Origin of the sequence: Dyella japonica A8 (assembly GCF_000725385.1) — a bacterium.
GTDB classification, from domain to species: Bacteria; Pseudomonadota; Gammaproteobacteria; order Xanthomonadales; family Rhodanobacteraceae; genus Dyella; species Dyella japonica_C.
On the sequence record NZ_CP008884.1, the window covers coordinates 1,357,242 to 1,371,351 of the forward strand.

The 14,110-nt window shown below is 65.3% G+C and carries 14 protein-coding genes, 1 tRNA gene and 1 pseudogene; 12 read left to right on the plus strand and 4 right to left on the minus strand.

Annotated features, from left to right (window positions below; translation table 11 throughout):
• Window position 1: 1 nt before the first annotated feature.
• From HY57_RS05550 to HY57_RS05585, 8 genes are all read left to right on the plus strand, one after another.
• Complete coding sequence (locus HY57_RS05550) at window positions 2-856, plus strand: MurR/RpiR family transcriptional regulator (protein WP_019465847.1); 855 nt, start codon at window positions 2-4, stop codon at window positions 854-856.
• Window positions 857-903: 47 nt separating this feature from the next.
• Window positions 904-1,689, plus strand: coding sequence for a L,D-transpeptidase family protein (locus HY57_RS05555; protein ID WP_026034025.1), 786 nt, complete (start codon window positions 904-906; stop codon window positions 1,687-1,689).
• A gap of 106 nt (window positions 1,690-1,795) precedes the next feature.
• Window positions 1,796-2,932 carry an NAD(P)/FAD-dependent oxidoreductase gene (locus HY57_RS05560; protein ID WP_019465849.1) on the plus strand — a complete coding sequence of 379 codons (1,137 nt, stop codon included), beginning with the start codon at window positions 1,796-1,798 and terminating at the stop codon, window positions 2,930-2,932.
• A 366-nt stretch (window positions 2,933-3,298) separates the two neighbouring features.
• Complete coding sequence (locus HY57_RS05565; RefSeq protein WP_019465850.1) at window positions 3,299-3,895, plus strand: anthranilate synthase component II; 597 nt, start codon at window positions 3,299-3,301, stop codon at window positions 3,893-3,895.
• Entirely contained in the window at window positions 3,892-4,959 is a 1,068-nt protein-coding gene (gene trpD, locus HY57_RS05570; protein WP_019465851.1) for an anthranilate phosphoribosyltransferase, read from the plus strand. The genes HY57_RS05565 and trpD overlap by 4 nt, the downstream gene beginning before the upstream one ends.
• A 42-nt stretch (window positions 4,960-5,001) precedes the next feature.
• Window positions 5,002-5,796, plus strand: coding sequence for an indole-3-glycerol phosphate synthase TrpC (gene trpC / locus HY57_RS05575; protein WP_019465852.1), 795 nt, complete (start codon window positions 5,002-5,004; stop codon window positions 5,794-5,796).
• Window positions 5,797-5,820: 24 nt separating this feature from the next.
• Entirely contained in the window at window positions 5,821-6,522 is a 702-nt protein-coding gene (locus HY57_RS05580) for an HAD family hydrolase (protein ID WP_038579425.1), read from the plus strand.
• Window positions 6,523-6,691: 169 nt separating this feature from the next.
• Window positions 6,692-7,663 (plus strand): bifunctional helix-turn-helix transcriptional regulator/GNAT family N-acetyltransferase, encoded by a 972-nt coding sequence (locus HY57_RS05585; RefSeq protein ID WP_019465854.1) that lies wholly within the window; start codon window positions 6,692-6,694, stop codon window positions 7,661-7,663.
• Between the two features lie 63 nt (window positions 7,664-7,726).
• Here the strand turns inward: HY57_RS05585 and crp are convergent, their stop codons facing one another.
• Window positions 7,727-8,434 (minus strand): cAMP-activated global transcriptional regulator CRP, encoded by a 708-nt coding sequence (gene crp, locus HY57_RS05590; RefSeq protein WP_192813455.1) that lies wholly within the window; start codon window positions 8,432-8,434, stop codon window positions 7,727-7,729.
• 266 nt (window positions 8,435-8,700) lie between these two features.
• Between crp and speD the strand changes: the two genes are divergently transcribed.
• Entirely contained in the window at window positions 8,701-9,486 is a 786-nt protein-coding gene (speD, locus tag HY57_RS05595; RefSeq protein ID WP_019465856.1) for an adenosylmethionine decarboxylase, read from the plus strand.
• 270 nt (window positions 9,487-9,756) lie between these two features.
• Here speD and coq7 read toward each other — a convergent pair whose 3' ends face one another.
• Entirely contained in the window at window positions 9,757-10,398 is a 642-nt protein-coding gene (coq7, locus tag HY57_RS05600) for a 2-polyprenyl-3-methyl-6-methoxy-1,4-benzoquinone monooxygenase (RefSeq protein ID WP_019463921.1), read from the minus strand.
• Window positions 10,395-11,603, minus strand: coding sequence for a (Fe-S)-binding protein (locus tag HY57_RS05605; protein WP_235186620.1), 1,209 nt, complete (start codon window positions 11,601-11,603; stop codon window positions 10,395-10,397). Before HY57_RS05605 ends, coq7 begins: the two co-directional genes overlap by 4 nt.
• A gap of 140 nt (window positions 11,604-11,743) precedes the next feature.
• Between HY57_RS05605 and rplM the strand changes: the two genes are divergently transcribed.
• The 3 genes and pseudogenes from rplM (at window position 11,744) to HY57_RS05620 (ending at window position 12,703) form a co-directional block, all read left to right on the plus strand.
• The gene (gene rplM, locus HY57_RS05610) at window positions 11,744-12,172 is read left to right on the plus strand and encodes a 50S ribosomal protein L13 (protein WP_019463923.1); all 429 of its coding nucleotides are present in this window, start codon (window positions 11,744-11,746) and stop codon (window positions 12,170-12,172) included.
• Window positions 12,173-12,181: 9 nt separating this feature from the next.
• Window positions 12,182-12,575, plus strand: a pseudogene (gene rpsI, locus HY57_RS05615) (30S ribosomal protein S9).
• Between the two features lie 54 nt (window positions 12,576-12,629).
• Window positions 12,630-12,703 (plus strand) — tRNA-Gln (locus tag HY57_RS05620).
• A 374-nt stretch (window positions 12,704-13,077) separates the two neighbouring features.
• On the opposite strand, the gene HY57_RS05625 is transcribed toward HY57_RS05620, so the two are convergent.
• Window positions 13,078-13,962: a hypothetical protein gene (locus HY57_RS05625; RefSeq protein WP_144240778.1), complete on the minus strand. Its 885-nt coding sequence runs from the start codon at window positions 13,960-13,962 to the stop codon at window positions 13,078-13,080.
• Window positions 13,963-14,110 lie beyond the last annotated feature (148 nt).

Sequence of the window (14,110 nt, forward strand, 5' to 3'; positions counted from 1 at the left end):
CATGTCACCCCTGGTGAAAATCCGCTCCGAACGCGACCAGATGTCGGCGGTCGAGCGGCGCGTCGCCGATTTCATCCTCGAGAACGCCCAACTGCTGCGTGATTATTCCTCGCAGCAGCTGGCGGACGCGCTGGGCATCAGCCAGTCCAGTGTGGTGAAGTTCACGCAGAAGCTGGGGTTCAAGGGTTACCCGGACCTCAAGTATTCCGTCGGCGAGGCCATCGCGCGAGCCGACCAAGGCGAAACCGAACAGGTCGTGCCGCACGCGCGGGCGGCCGTGGGCGAACCGGCCGGCAACCTCTGGCGATGCAAGTCCGGGGCGGAAGAAGAGACGCGGCTGATCAACTCGCCGGACACCTTGCGGGCCGTGGCGGAAGCCATCGCCAAGGCGGGCGCCACCGGCAAGGTCTTCATGATCGGCCTGGGCGACGACGACATCTATGCGCGCAGTTTCGCGCTGCGCCTGTCGTTGCTTGGCATGGCCGTCGTGCACCACTTCGATGCGGCGCGCATGGCGGCCAGCGTGTCTGCCGCCGGTGCCGGCGACGTGCTGCTGGTGTTCTCCGAGCACGGCAATCATCCGGCGCTGTGCAAGATCGGCCGCTTCTTCCGCGAGCGCCGCGGCCGGCTGATCTCGGTGACGCGGCATACCTCCAACCCCTTGCGTGCGCTCGCGGACATCGCCCTGCTGGTGTCCGCGCACGACGACCGGCCGTACATCCAGCCGGTGCTCTACCAATCGGCGTTGCAGCACCTGCTCGATAACGTGTTCGTGCAACTGTGCGAAAGCGACGAGCAACGACACGGCCAGCTGCTCAGGAATCTCGAACGCGTCCGGCAGATGCTGGAACCTTAGGGCAACTCCGAATGACTTTTGTCCCGGCCACCCATCCACGGCATCGCATGACTACTCCATACCGTCGTTTCGCGCTCCGTCGTCTTCTCGCTCTCGCGCTTGCCGCGACCTTCGTGGCGCCCGCGCTTGCCGCCCATGACGACGGCAACTGGCGATCGTCCCGCCAGATGGTGCTGGTGATCACGCCCGACTGGAATACCGATCACGGCGTGCTGCGCGCCTTCGAGCGCACCGGTGACAGCTGGACGCCGGTGGTGGATGCGCAGGCGGTCACGGTGGGGCGCGCCGGTTCGGCCTGGGGCATGGGCCTTAATGCGCCACAGGCAGATGGCCCGCAGAAGCACGAGGGCGATGGTCGCGCCGCGGCGGGCGTCTATCGCGTCGGCGAAGTTTTTGGCTATGCGGCCAGTGCCGATACGCACATGCCCTATGCGGCCATGACGGACACCGACTGGTGCGTCGACGTGGATGGCTCGCCGTACTACAACCAGATCGTCGATGCGAAGAAGGTGGGCGAGAAGGCGGTGGATGGCGCGAGCGAACCCATGCGGCGCGACCTGCACCTGCATGGCGACCAGCGCTACAAGATCGGCTTCGTCATCGAACACAACGCCAAGGGCAAGCCGGGTGGCGGCAGCTGCATCTTCGCGCATCTGTGGGCATCGCCAACCGATGCCACGGCCGGCTGCACCGCGATGCCCGAGCCCGTGATGCGCCAACTGCTGGCCTGGATGAAGCCGGACGAGCAGCCCGTCTTCGTGCTGCTGCCGCGAAGCGAGTATGTGCGGCTGCAGTCGTCGTGGCACCTGCCTGCGCTGGGCCGGCAGCCGTGAGGCCTGCTTCGCGGGTAGGGGGAGGCCCCGGGCTGGGCGATATTGCCGCCGGCCTTACCGCCACCCGATGGGTGGCCTATCCATCCGTCCGGGAGGGCAAAACCGCATGAGCAAGCTGCACGACGCCGACGTCATGGTGATCGGGGCGGGTATGGCTGGTGCCTCTGTGGCCCATTTCCTGGCGCCGCATGCGCGCGTGCTGCTGCTCGAGCGCGAGGAGCATGCGGGCATGCATTCGACCGGTCGTTCGGCAGCGATGTTTTCCGAGACGTATGGCTCGGCGCAGGTGCGCGCGCTGACGCGGGCGGCGCGGCGCTTCTTCGACCGTCCACCCGCAGGGTTTGCCGGTCACGCCCTTCTTTCGCCCCGTGGCTCGGTGAGCATCGGTACGGACGAGCAGATCGACCGGGTGTACGCCTTGCACGCGGAGATGGCCGCGCGGACTCAGGGTCTTCGAGTCGTGGATGCGGCGTGGTTGCGCGAAACCGTGCCGGTACTGCGCCCGGAGGCTGCGCAGATCGGGCTGGTCGAGCCCGGCGCGGCGGATATCGACGTGAACGAATTGCACCAGGGTTTTCTGCGCGGCGCGCGGGCAAGCGGCGCGCAGTTGCGCTTCAGTGTAGACATCCGTTCGATCGAGCGCGGGCCGGGGCATTGGTTCATCGATGCGGGCAGTGAGCACTTCCGCGCGCCCCTGCTGGTCAATGCCGCCGGTGCCTGGGTGGACCAGGTCGCCGCGCTCGCCGGTGTCGCGCCTATCGGCATCCAGCCGAAGCGTCGTTCTGCGTTCCTGTTCGAGCCGCCATCGAGTGTGGACACCTCGCGCTGGCCGTTCGTCACCGATGTCGAAGAAACGTTCTACTTCAAGCCGGATGCGGGCCTGCTGCTGGGTTGCCCCGCGAATGCGGACCCAGTGGTCCCGCACGACGTGCAGCCGGAGGAGCTCGATATCGCCATCGGCATTCATCGCATCGAAGAGGCCACCACGATGACCATTCGCCGCCCTACGCGAGCATGGGCGGGTTTGCGTTCGTTTGTGGCGGATGGCGATCTGGTGGGCGGGTTCGCGCCCGATGCGAGGGATTTTTTCTGGGTGGCCGCGCAAGGCGGTTATGGCATCCAGACCTCTGCCTCCATGGGCGAGGCCTGCGCTCATCTGGTGCTGGGCCGTCCTTTGCCCGGCCATCTGCAGGACGCCGGTGTGACGGCCGCGATGCTCGATCCGCGGCGACTGAAGCGCTGAGCGACGCCCCGCAGATACGCGCGCTCGTCGTCGGCGAAGGCCAGTCGGTGGCGGTCGACCCACATGCCGACCTGCGCGGCATTCAGCCGGGTGAGGACGCTTCCGTCCTGCACGGCGCATGGGGATATCTCTGGATTCGCTGGTCCTGGGCGCTGGGCCGGTGGCCTGGGGCCGTACCATGAGCCAGGACGGTTGCTGGCGTTACTTTTTCGCACGTATCCGTGAGCTTTTTTGCTTCTTTGCGTGCTTGGAACTTTCTTGTCGGCATGCTGCATCGCGGCGACGGTGGCCGCTACAATCGGCTTCTCCGGCAGCCCGGCCGGATGCCACCTATCCCCGGCAAGAGATTCACAGGTAAGGCCGCTTATGCTCCTGATGATCGACAACTACGACAGCTTCACCTTCAACCTCGTGCAGTACCTGGGCGAGTTGGGGCAGGCGGTGAAAGTGGTGCGCAACGACGCAGTGGATGTGGCGGGCATCCGGGCGCTGAAACCTTCCCACATCATGATTTCGCCGGGCCCGGGCACACCGGACGATGCCGGCGTGTCACTGGACGTGCTGCGCGAGCTGGCGGGTGAGATCCCGGTGTTCGGCGTGTGCCTGGGCCATCAGGCCATCGGCCAGGTGTTCGGCGGCAAGGTGATCCGCGCCAAGCAGATCATGCACGGCAAGACCTCGCCGGTGCGCCACCGGGGGCAGGGCGTGTTCGCCGGCTTGCCTGATCCGTTCGAGGCCACGCGCTACCACTCGCTGGTGGTGGAGCAGGATTCGCTGCCCGATTGCCTCGAGGTCACCGCGTGGACGGAGAACGCCGATGGCAGCATCGACGAGATCATGGGCCTGCGCCACAAGACGCTGAAGGTCGAAGGGGTGCAGTTTCACCCGGAGTCGATCCTTACGCAGTACGGCCACGACCTGTTGCGCAACTTCCTGGGCCTGCCGCTGAAGCTCGCGGCATGAACAGCGCCGGGACCGTGGGGCGCCGCGTCTCCATCACGCCGCAGGAAGCGCTCGAGCGCACCATCGAGCATCGCGAGATCTTCCATGACGAGATGATCGAGCTGATGCGGCAGATCATGCGCGGCGAAGTGAGCCCGCTGATGACGGCGGCGATCATTACCGGCCTGCGCGTGAAGAAGGAAACCGTGGGCGAGATCACCGGCGCGGCACGCGTGATGCGTGAGCTGTCCGCCAAGGTGGCGCTGCCACCGCACGAGCACTTCGTCGACATCGTGGGCACCGGCGGCGATGGCGCGTCGAGCTTCAACATCTCCACCGCCTCCATGTTCGTGGCCGCCGCGGCCGGCGCGCGCATCGCCAAGCATGGCGGTCGCAGCGTGTCGTCCAAGTCGGGCAGCGCGGACGTGCTGGAGGCGCTCGGCGCCGTGATCGACCTGCCGCCGGCCCAGGTGGCGCAGTGCATGGAAGAGGTCGGCATCGGCTTCATGTTCGCGCCCAACCACCATCCCGCGATGAAGGTGGTGGCGCCGGTGCGCAAGGAAATGGGCGTGCGCACGCTGTTCAATATCCTCGGGCCGCTGACCAACCCGGCCGGCGCGCCGAACATCCTGATGGGCGTGTTCCACCCGGACCTGGTCGGCATCCAGGTGCGCGTACTGCAACAGCTGGGCGCGAAGCACGCGCTGGTGGTGTGGGGGCGCGACGGCATGGACGAGATCTCGCTGGGCGCGGCCACGCTGGTCGGCGAACTGCGTGACGGCGAAGTGCGCGAGTACGAGGTGGAGCCGGAGGACTTCGGCCTGGCCATGGCATCCAGCCGGAACCTGCGCGTGGAAAACGCCGAAGAGTCGCGGGCCATGCTGCTGGAGGCGCTGGAAGGGCGCCGCGGCGTGCCGCACGACATCGTCTGCCTCAACGCTGGCGCGGCGCTGTACGCCGCCAACGTGGTGGACTCCATCGGTGCCGGCATCGAACTGGCGCGCGCCACCATTGCCAGCGGCGCAGCACGTGCAAAAATGGACGCCTTCGTAGCCACCACGCGACGACTCGCGGGCGTGGCCTGACGCTCACATCGTCTTCATCCCCAGTCCCCGCAAGCTTTGCCCATGACCGACATCCTGCAACGCATTCTCAGCCGCAAGTCCGAAGAAGTCGCCGAGCGCAGCGCCAGGCTGCCGCTGGCGGAACTCTCCGCGCGCGTGGCGGACCTGCCGGAAACCCGCGGATTTTCCGCCGCCATCGAGGCCAAGATCGATGCCGGCCTGCCCGCCGTGATCGCCGAGGTGAAGCGCGCCAGCCCAAGCAAGGGCGTGATCCGCCCGGATTTCGATCCGGCCGCGATCGCGCGCAGCTATGAGAAAGGCGGGGCAGCCTGCCTTTCGGTGCTCACGGACAAGGATTTCTTCCACGGCAGCGAGGATTTCCTGCAACAGGCGCGCGATGCGTGTTCGTTGCCGGTGTTGCGCAAGGATTTCGTCATCGACCCGTACCAGGTGTACGAGGCGCGCGCGATCGGGGCGGACTGCATCCTGCTCATCGTGGCCGCGCTGGGCGATGCCGCGCTGCTGGAGCTGTCGTTGCTGGCGGCCGAGCTCGACCTCGATGTGCTGTGCGAAGTCCATGACGCGGAGGAGATGGAGCGCGCGCTGGCGCTGCCCGTGCCCCTGATTGGCGTCAACAACCGCAACCTGCGTACGTTCCACACCTCGCTGGACACCTCGCTGGAGCTGCAGCAGCTGATCGAGTACGACCGCATCCTGGTCAGCGAATCGGGCATCCACACGCCTGACGACGTGGCCACGCTGCGGGACGCCGGCATCAATGCCTTCCTGGTCGGCGAGGCGTTCATGCGCGCCGACGACCCTGGCGCGGAGCTGAAGCGCCTGTTTGCCACGACGTAAAAGCACCGCAGAAGCCGTAGACGCATGACCACAGGGGAAACCAGTCTGGAGCCGGTAGCGGCAGAAGCGGCCGTGGCTGCGCCGCGCACGGTGCTGTTCGATTTCGATGGCGTGCTGATCCACGGCGACGCCTTCTACCTGTTCATGCGCGATCGCTACCGCCGGTCATGGCTGCGCAAGCTGGGCGCGCTGTGTGCGGTGCCGTGGATGCTTCTGGTGGCGCCGTTCTCCCGCAAGCTGGCGGAACGGGCCTTGGTACACGTGGGCCTGATGGGCCTCAATGAGCACCGGTACCGGGCCGCGGCCGAAACCTTCGGCGCGGGCCTGGTGCGCCGGCCCAGGCAGTTCTGCCGGGACGGCCTCAACGCCTTGCGCCGGCACCAGGCGTCGGGCGACCGCGTCATCGTGGTGACGGGCTGCGAGCACGTGCTGGTCAGCCACATCCTGGCCCAGCTGGGCCTGGGTGGCATCGACGTGCTGGCCTCGCAGTTGCGCCCCGGCCCGCTGGGGATGCGTGTGAAACTGCACAACGTGGGCCGTCGCAAACCCGCGCAGCTGGCGGCTTTTGGCGTTAGCGAGTGGCATGTGGCCTATAGCGACTCACTGGCCGATGCCCCCATGCTCAAGCCTGCGGCCGAGGCTGTGCTGGTCAACGGCACGCCCAAGCTTTGCAAGAAGCTGGAAAAGGCCCTGGGCCGCACTATTACCCGCGTCGACTGGTTCTAACCGGGTTTTTCCCCACGAGAGTGCACCCTGTGCGCGACCACGGGGCGGGAGGGGTATGTCCTTGCCGGAGGGCGGCGCCAGGGAAGATGGCGCTGCCGGGGTCCAGGCTTGTCCGGATTCGGCGGTCAAATTACGTTAGCACTTACATGATTGGTTCGAGGGTAGTCGGATGTACCTCCCTTCGCTCGCCCAGCTGGCGCTCGGCAGCCGGCTGAAGTCGCTCAGCGACCATTTCTATGCTGCGGTGGACGAGGTCTATCGCACCTGCGGCGCGGGCGTGGAATCGCGCTGGTTCCCGGTGCTGCGCTTCCTCTGGGAGAACGGCGAAACCACCGTCAGCGACGTGGCGCAGGCCATCGGGCAGACCCATTCGGCCGTCAGCCAGCTGGCGGACAAGCTGGTGGACGCGGGCCTGGTTTGTCGCAACAAGGACATCCTGGATGGTCGCCGCAGCCTGCTGGCGCTGACTGACCAGGGGCGATCCAGCCTCGCCGCGCTGGGGCCGATCTGGGTGGCGGTACGCCGGGGCATCGTGAAATCGCTGGGCGAACAGGGCCTGGAGACGCTGCTGGACGCCTTGGCGGCCACGGAAGCCGCGCTGCAGGAGCGCCCGGTGGTCGACGCCATGCTCGCCGAGCATGCGGTGCTGGCGTCGGCGTCGCTGGAAGTCGTGCCCTATGCGCCGGCGCTGAAGGAGCATTTCTACCGGCTCAATGCGCAATGGCTGGAGCGGCACTTCCGCATCGAGGACATCGACCGGGAGATGCTGGGCGACCCGGAACGCTACGTCCTCACACCGGGCGGCGCCATCTTCTTCGCCCGCCTGGACGGCGAGGTCATCGGCACCTGTGCGTTGCTGCACGAATCGCCGGGCGTCTACGAGCTTTCCAAGATGGGGGTGGACGAGACGTTCCGTGGCATGGGCGCCGGGCGCCGCCTGCTGGCGGCGGCGATTGCCGAGTTCCATCGCCGCGGAGGCAAGGAGCTGTTCCTGGAATCCAACAGCCGCCTGAAGACGGCGCTGCGCATGTACGAGCAGGCGGGCTTCGTCATGCAGCCCGCCGTGCGCCCCGGCTCGCATTACGAGCGGGCGGATGTCTACATGGTGTACCAGCCCGTGCAGCAGGGCGCCGGGGGCTGAGCGGCGCCCGCCCATGAAAAAGCCCGGCCGGAGCCGGGCTTTTTTTTGCCGTTGGCGGGTGGCTCAGCGCGTGCCGCGCACCACGATGGTCTTGCCCGCCACGTCGATCATGCCCTGCTCCTCGAGCTGCTTGAGCACGCGGCCCACCATTTCGCGCGAGCAGCCCACGATGCGGCTCACTTCCTGGCGGGAGATGCGGATCTGGGTGCCGTCCGGATGGGTCATCGCATCCGGCTCCTGGCACAGGTCCAGCAGGGTCTTGGAGATGCGGTTGGTGACGTCCATGAAGGCCATGCGGCTGACCTGGCGCGAGGTGCGCAGCAGGCGGTGGGTCAGCTGGGAGCCGATGGCGAACAGGATCTTCGGGCATTCCTCGCGCAGCGGGCCTTCCATCAGCTGGAACAGGCGTTCGTAGCTGATCTCGGCCATTTCGCAGGCGGTGCGGGTGCGCACCATGGATTCGCGCTGGGCCTGCTCGACGAACAGGCCCATCTCGCCGATGAACTGGCCACGGCTCAGGTAAGCCAGGATCAGCTCGCGCCCCTGTTCATCTTCGGTGCAAACGGCCAGCGAGCCGTCCACGATGTAATAAAGCGTATTGGCGGGATCGCCCGGACGGATGATCGCGGTCTTGCCCGGGTAGCGCCGGCGATGGCAAAGCGCAAGAAAACGCTCCATCGAGGCCGGGTCCGGCGCAAAGTTGGCTGGCGCCTGAGAACGTTCAAAGGCTTGTTGTAGCTGATATTTGAGTTGCGCCACGTTAGATCCCATAGATTCAAACGGGGGGCGCAAGCGTCCCCCGATAGTCCGATCCATTCCCCCCTCCGGGCATTATGGCAAAGTAACCTAATCAGCCGAAGGTTCAGTTTTCCCTTTTTTTGCCGCATACTTCACGGTCTTTCGGACGCGATCCCTTTGTCGCGCTCCGGTCACAAGGGTCGTGGAAGCTTCCCGCTTTCACGTTCAATTATCTAGCGGGGACCCTTGTAGCTAACCCGCCCTCTGCTAATGGCCCCTTCCCGGCCTGGAGAGTCGCTGTGGTGAAACCGCTTCCGCGCCTGCGTCTGCAGGGCTTCAACAATTTGACCAAGGCACTGAGCTTCAACATCTACGACATCTGCTATGCGGTGTCCGAAGAGCAGCGCCAGCGCTATATCGAATACATCGATGAGCAGTACGACGCCGACCGTCTCACCCAGATCCTGACGGATGTGGCCGAGATCATTGGCGCCAACATCCTGAACATTGCACGCCAGGACTACGATCCGCAAGGCGCCTCCGTCACGATCCTCATCTCTGAGGAGCCCGTGGTGGAGAAGCTGGGCCGCGACACCATCTCCGACGCCGTGGTCGCGCACCTGGACAAGAGCCACATCACCGTCCATACCTACCCGGAAACGCATCCGCACAACGGCATCGCGACCTTCCGCGCGGACATCGACGTGGCCACCTGTGGCGTCATCTCGCCGCTGAAGGCCCTGAACTACCTGATCGACAGCTTCGAGTCGGATATCGTTATCGCCGACTACCGCGTGCGCGGCTTCACGCGCGACGTGAAGGGCAAGAAGCACTTCATCGACCACAAGATCAACTCGGTGCAGGACTATCTGGCCAAGCACATCCGCCAGAAGTACGAGATGTTCGACGTGAACGTGTATCAGGAAAACATGTTCCACACGAAGATGCACATCAAGGACTTCGACCTTGATACCTACCTCTTCGAGGCGCATGCCGACGACCTTTCGTTCAAGGAGCGCCAGCGCATCGAGTCGCTGCTGCGTCGCGAGATCGAGGAGTTGTTCCACGGCCGCAACCTGATGTGACGAAAAACCCGCCGAAAGGCGGGTTTTTCTTTTCTCCCTTCCCGCGCTTGCGCGGCAAGATTGGAGTCATGGGGCGGCGAGTTGGCGTTTGCGATGGCGCGTGTATCCCTCACCGTCATTCCCGCGAAAGCGGGAATCCAGTGTCTTTCGCCGCACCCTAAAAGGCGCTGGATGACCAGCCCTTCGGCTGTTGAAAGACACCTCCCGCTTTCGCGGGAATGACGGTGAGGGGCACATAGGGCTTGGGAACCTTGGGGGCGATGCGGAGCCTCAAACCCTGTACGCCACGGCCTTCATCACCATCGACGTCAAATGCATCACCCCCGGGATCGGAAACGGCAGATCGATGCCCCCACGCTCCCGCGCGTTATGCGCATGCCGGATCTCCTCCGCCTGCATCTGTGTCAGCACAGCACGCGAGCGCTCATCCTGCGGGGGAAGTTTGTCGAGGTGCTCTTCCAGGTGCGCTTCCACCTGGCGCTCCGTTTCCACCACGAAACCCAGGCTCACCGGATCGCCGGCGAGGGCCGCGAGCGCCCCGATGGCATAGCTGCCCGCATACCACAGCGGATTGAACAGGCTGGGGCGGCTGTCCAGCTCCTTCAGGCGGTCGGCGCACCAGGCGAGGTGGTCGGTTTCCTCGGCGGCGGCGTGCAGCAAGTGTTCGCGGGTGTCTTCATTGCGCGCGAGCGCCGCCTGTCCGTCGTAAAGCGCCTGCGCGCAGACCTCGCCCGTGTGGTTGATGCGCATGAGCCCGGCGGCGTGGCGGCGCTCGGCATCATCCATATCCGTTTCGTCGAAGGCGTCGGCGGGCGAGGGGCGGGCGGCTTCCGGGGCACCGGACACGGTTTCCAGCGCGCGCTCAATGCCGGCCAGCAGACGGTCGAGCGGGGAAAGCGTGCGTGCGTTCATGGGGAAACCTCCAGTTGCTGTGCCAGCAGCGTGAGTGGATGCAGGTGCGGCCAATGCCGGCCTTGCTCATCCATGCCTGCGGACAGGTGCAGGCGGCAACCGATATTGGACGACAACAGCTGCTGCGGCGCCAAGGTGGTGATCTGTCCCAGTACGCCATCGCGCAAGCGCGCCGCACGCTCCGGGAATTCCAGCATGTGCACGCCAGCGGCACCGCAGCAGTGCGGCGGGCGCGGCACCACGGCGACATCCAGTGACGGCACCTTCGCCAGCAGCTTCTGCAGATCGGATTCGCTGCGCGCCACGTTGAGCTGCGTACACGGCAGGTGCAGCGCAACGCGTCGTTCCAGCGGCCGGAAGGTCAGCCGGTCGATGCGGCCTGCGAGCAAGGCCACTGGATCGGTCACGGCAACGTCGGGCAATGCGCGTCGCAGCGTACCCAGGCAACCGGGCGTGACGGTGATGAGTTGATCCGCGCCAGACTGCTTCCAGCTCTCGCGCACGCGTTCGGCCAAACGGTCGGCGGTGCTCATGTCACCGCCATGCAGATCCATGGCGCCGCAGCAGAAGGCAGGGAGGCGTGCGACCCGGTAGCCGGCAGCCTGCAGCAAGACGATGGCTGCACGCTCTGCCGCCTCGTCTTCGACGCTCGCCACGCAACCGGGGAAGATCGCCACGGTACCTTGCCCGGCATCATTGGTCTTGGCGGCTGCTGCCAAGACACCATCATCGGTGTCCGGCCAGGTTTCCAGGGCGGCTCGCCACGCCGAGTTTGCCGGCAGGCGGTCGGCCAGGCGCGACTTCCAGCGCTGCAGTCCCGTGGCGTCCGCCAGCCGCGAGGCAAGACGTAGCAGCGTCGGCTGCCTGAGCATCGCCAGCAACGCGCGGGGGCGTTCCGGCGCCGGACCGATCAGGGCGCGTGTTTCCACCAGCAGCTCGTCGTATTTGACGTTGGCCGGGCACACGCGCTGGCAGTTGAGGCAGCCCAGGCAGTGATCCAGATGGATACGCAGGGCGGCGGTGGGCTCGGCATCGCCCCGGGCGAGCGCCGCGGCGATGGCGATGCGACCGCGCGGGGACTCCGCTTCGTTGCCATCCAGCCCATAGGTGGGGCAGGTCGGCAGGCACAGGCCACACTGCACGCACTGGTCGGCGAGGGCGGCTATCTTCTGTTTTCGAGTGTGGGGGGGCTTTTCAAGCGCCATGGTGATCATGCTATCATTGCCAGCTCGCATCCCACCGGTCGGTGGGCTTGCGCGATTGATGAAAACTCCGTTATCATCTCGCGCCTTTGTTCCACCGATTATGTGTACCGCCCATGTGGCGGCAGCCCAGGTATTCTGAAATGAAAACGTTCAGCGCCAAGCCGGAAAGCGTCAAGCGCGATTGGTTCGTGATCGACGCCACCGATAAGACGCTCGGTCGTCTCTCGACCGAGATCGCCCGCCGTCTGCGCGGCAAGCACAAGCCGGAATTCACCCCGCACGTCGACACCGGCGATTACATCGTCGTGGTCAACGCCGAGAAGGTGGCCGTCACCGGTGCCAAGCTGGACGACAAGATGTACCACCGCTTCACCGGCTACGTCGGCAACCTGAAGACCACGAGTCTCAAGGACATGCTGGCTACGCACCCGGAGCGCGTCATCGAAATCGCCGTCAAGGGCATGCTGCCGAAGAACCCGCTGGGCCGTGCGATGTACCGCAAGCTCAAGGTGTACGGCGGTGCCGAGCACCCGCATACCGCACAGCAGCCGCAGGCGCTGGAAATCTAAGGAACCATCATGGCTATCCAGCAGAACTACGGCACCGGCCGCCGCAAGACCTCCGCTGCTCGCGTGTTCCTGCGCAAGGGCACCGGCGCGATCACCGTCAACGGCAAGACCCTCGACCAGTTCTTCGGTCGTGAGACGTCGCGCATGATCGTTCGTCAGCCGCTCGAGCTGATCGAAGCGACCGACAAGTTCGACGTGAACGTCACCGTCGCTGGCGGCGGCATCACCGGCCAGGCCGGCGCGATCCGTCTCGGCATCGCCCGCGCCCTGATCGAATACGACGAAAACCTGAAGTCCCAGCTCTCGCAAGGCTGGCTTCGTGACCCGCGACGCCCGCGAGGTCGAGCGCAAGAAGGTCGGTCTCCACAAGGCCCGCCGCGCTACCCAGTTCTCGAAGCGCTAATCACGCTTCGACTGGCCGGTGCATCAAGTCAGAGCGCACCGCTCAGCAGGGTTTTGGGAGATCGTCTAACGGTAGGACAACGGACTCTGACTCCGTTTATCTAGGTTCGAATCCTAGTCTCCCAGCCAAAAACAAAAAGCCCGCCTCAGTGGCGGCTTTTTGTTTTTTGATCTGGGAGGGTCAGGAGGCGGGCCTCGTTCGACAAATTCGTCTGGAACGAATTTGGACAGCGCACAGCGCTGGCCCCGTAGCGCGCAGCGCGGAGGGGTGAGCCCCATGGATGGGGCGAACAATCCTAGTCGCGCACGTTTGCGATCCCTCACAAAGAGCCCGCCTTGTTGGCGGGCTTTTTGTTCTCGATTGGAAAAGCCGAAAGACTCTCTATCGTTCCCCAACATCTTCCCAAACGAATTCCCTGCCGCCCACCCTCACCGCGTCACCAACATCGGCACCCGCCCACTCACCGCATGCCTTTGATTGACGCTCGTCATCACCAGAATGATCAGCGAATCGTCGAAGCTGACCTCGACCCCCCCCCGATCGTCTTGAAGGCAGGCAGCGGACGCATGGTGGCCTTGCCTGAGGCGTCGATGCGATAGAGGCCGTCCGTGCCGGCAGCCCATAGCGACCCTCCGCTGGCGATGAGGCCAAAGAACGGCGTCGTCTCTTTCGAGGGGGCATTCCTGAAGAACTCCGCCCCGAAAGCACTGACGTAGGGTTTGGCGTAGAGCTCGCGAATGTCGTTGCCGCATACCTGGACGATCCGGCCGTGCGCCATCATGTGGACGAGGCCGACGGCAACAGCCAGGCATCGTGGATTCCAGGGTTCGGCGGTGATGCCGTTGACGGGATCGCAAGCGCCATTGAGCGGTCCGCTGCAGATATCGGCACCCTTGCGCTCGATAGGTGTCACCGTGCCCGTGAGCCGATCGATGCGTTGCAGGCCACCGCCCCATTCGCCGCCGTTGATGGCGACGTAGAGTGCGCCTTCATCGTCATACGTGGCGCTGACGATACCGGGAGGCAGCGTCCCTTGAAGGTCCACGCTGCGCGTCCGGCCTTGGCCGTCCATCTCGATCAAGCGTGTGTGCGAAAGCAGGGTCGTCATCCCGCTGTCCGCGCACCTCATGGCGATGAGGCGGTCATCATGACGCGGCACATCGCCGGTCGTCGCCCATGTCCCATTGGCGGCGCGCGTTCGAATGGTCCATGCGGTTGCTTCCTCACCGGTGACCACTTGAGGCTGCCCATGGGATACGCACAGGTCGAGCGCGGGTTCGGGAAGATGCTGTGGCTCGCGCTCGCTTCCGGAGGGCTCGATGGCGGACAGTTCACCCGCATCGGAAAGGAGCCAGAGCCGGCCGTCGACAAAGACCGCGCGGATCAACGAGGATTCCTGGCCTGCGCGGACAGGTTCCACCGCATTCGCGCTTCTGGGTAGGAGCAGGGCCCATAGCAGCCCGACGGTGACGAGAGTGGTGGCTCTGGATAACACGGACCATCGCGCAAAGCGTGCCTGCCGCATATCGCCTCCT

Bases quoted from the DNA above. Each gene is read 5' to 3' on its own strand.
- HY57_RS05605 (WP_235186620.1), bottom strand. From the start codon at position 11,603: ATGGCGCTTGAAAAGCCCCCCCACACTCGAAAACAGAAGATAGCCGCC.
- HY57_RS05585 (WP_019465854.1), top strand. From the start codon at position 6,692: ATGTACCTCCCTTCGCTCGCCCAGCTGGCGCTCGGCAGCCGGCTGAAG.
- rplM (WP_019463923.1), top strand. From the start codon at position 11,744: ATGAAAACGTTCAGCGCCAAGCCGGAAAGCGTCAAGCGCGATTGGTTC.
- crp (WP_192813455.1), bottom strand. From the start codon at position 8,434: ATGGGATCTAACGTGGCGCAACTCAAATATCAGCTACAACAAGCCTTT.
- HY57_RS05555 (WP_026034025.1), top strand. From the start codon at position 904: ATGACTACTCCATACCGTCGTTTCGCGCTCCGTCGTCTTCTCGCTCTC.
- trpD (WP_019465851.1), top strand. From the start codon at position 3,892: ATGAACAGCGCCGGGACCGTGGGGCGCCGCGTCTCCATCACGCCGCAG.
- trpC (WP_019465852.1), top strand. From the start codon at position 5,002: ATGACCGACATCCTGCAACGCATTCTCAGCCGCAAGTCCGAAGAAGTC.
- coq7 (WP_019463921.1), bottom strand. From the start codon at position 10,398: ATGAACGCACGCACGCTTTCCCCGCTCGACCGTCTGCTGGCCGGCATT.
- HY57_RS05560 (WP_019465849.1), top strand. From the start codon at position 1,796: ATGAGCAAGCTGCACGACGCCGACGTCATGGTGATCGGGGCGGGTATG.
- HY57_RS05550 (WP_019465847.1), top strand. From the start codon at position 2: ATGTCACCCCTGGTGAAAATCCGCTCCGAACGCGACCAGATGTCGGCG.
- HY57_RS05580 (WP_038579425.1), top strand. From the start codon at position 5,821: ATGACCACAGGGGAAACCAGTCTGGAGCCGGTAGCGGCAGAAGCGGCC.
- HY57_RS05565 (WP_019465850.1), top strand. From the start codon at position 3,299: ATGCTCCTGATGATCGACAACTACGACAGCTTCACCTTCAACCTCGTG.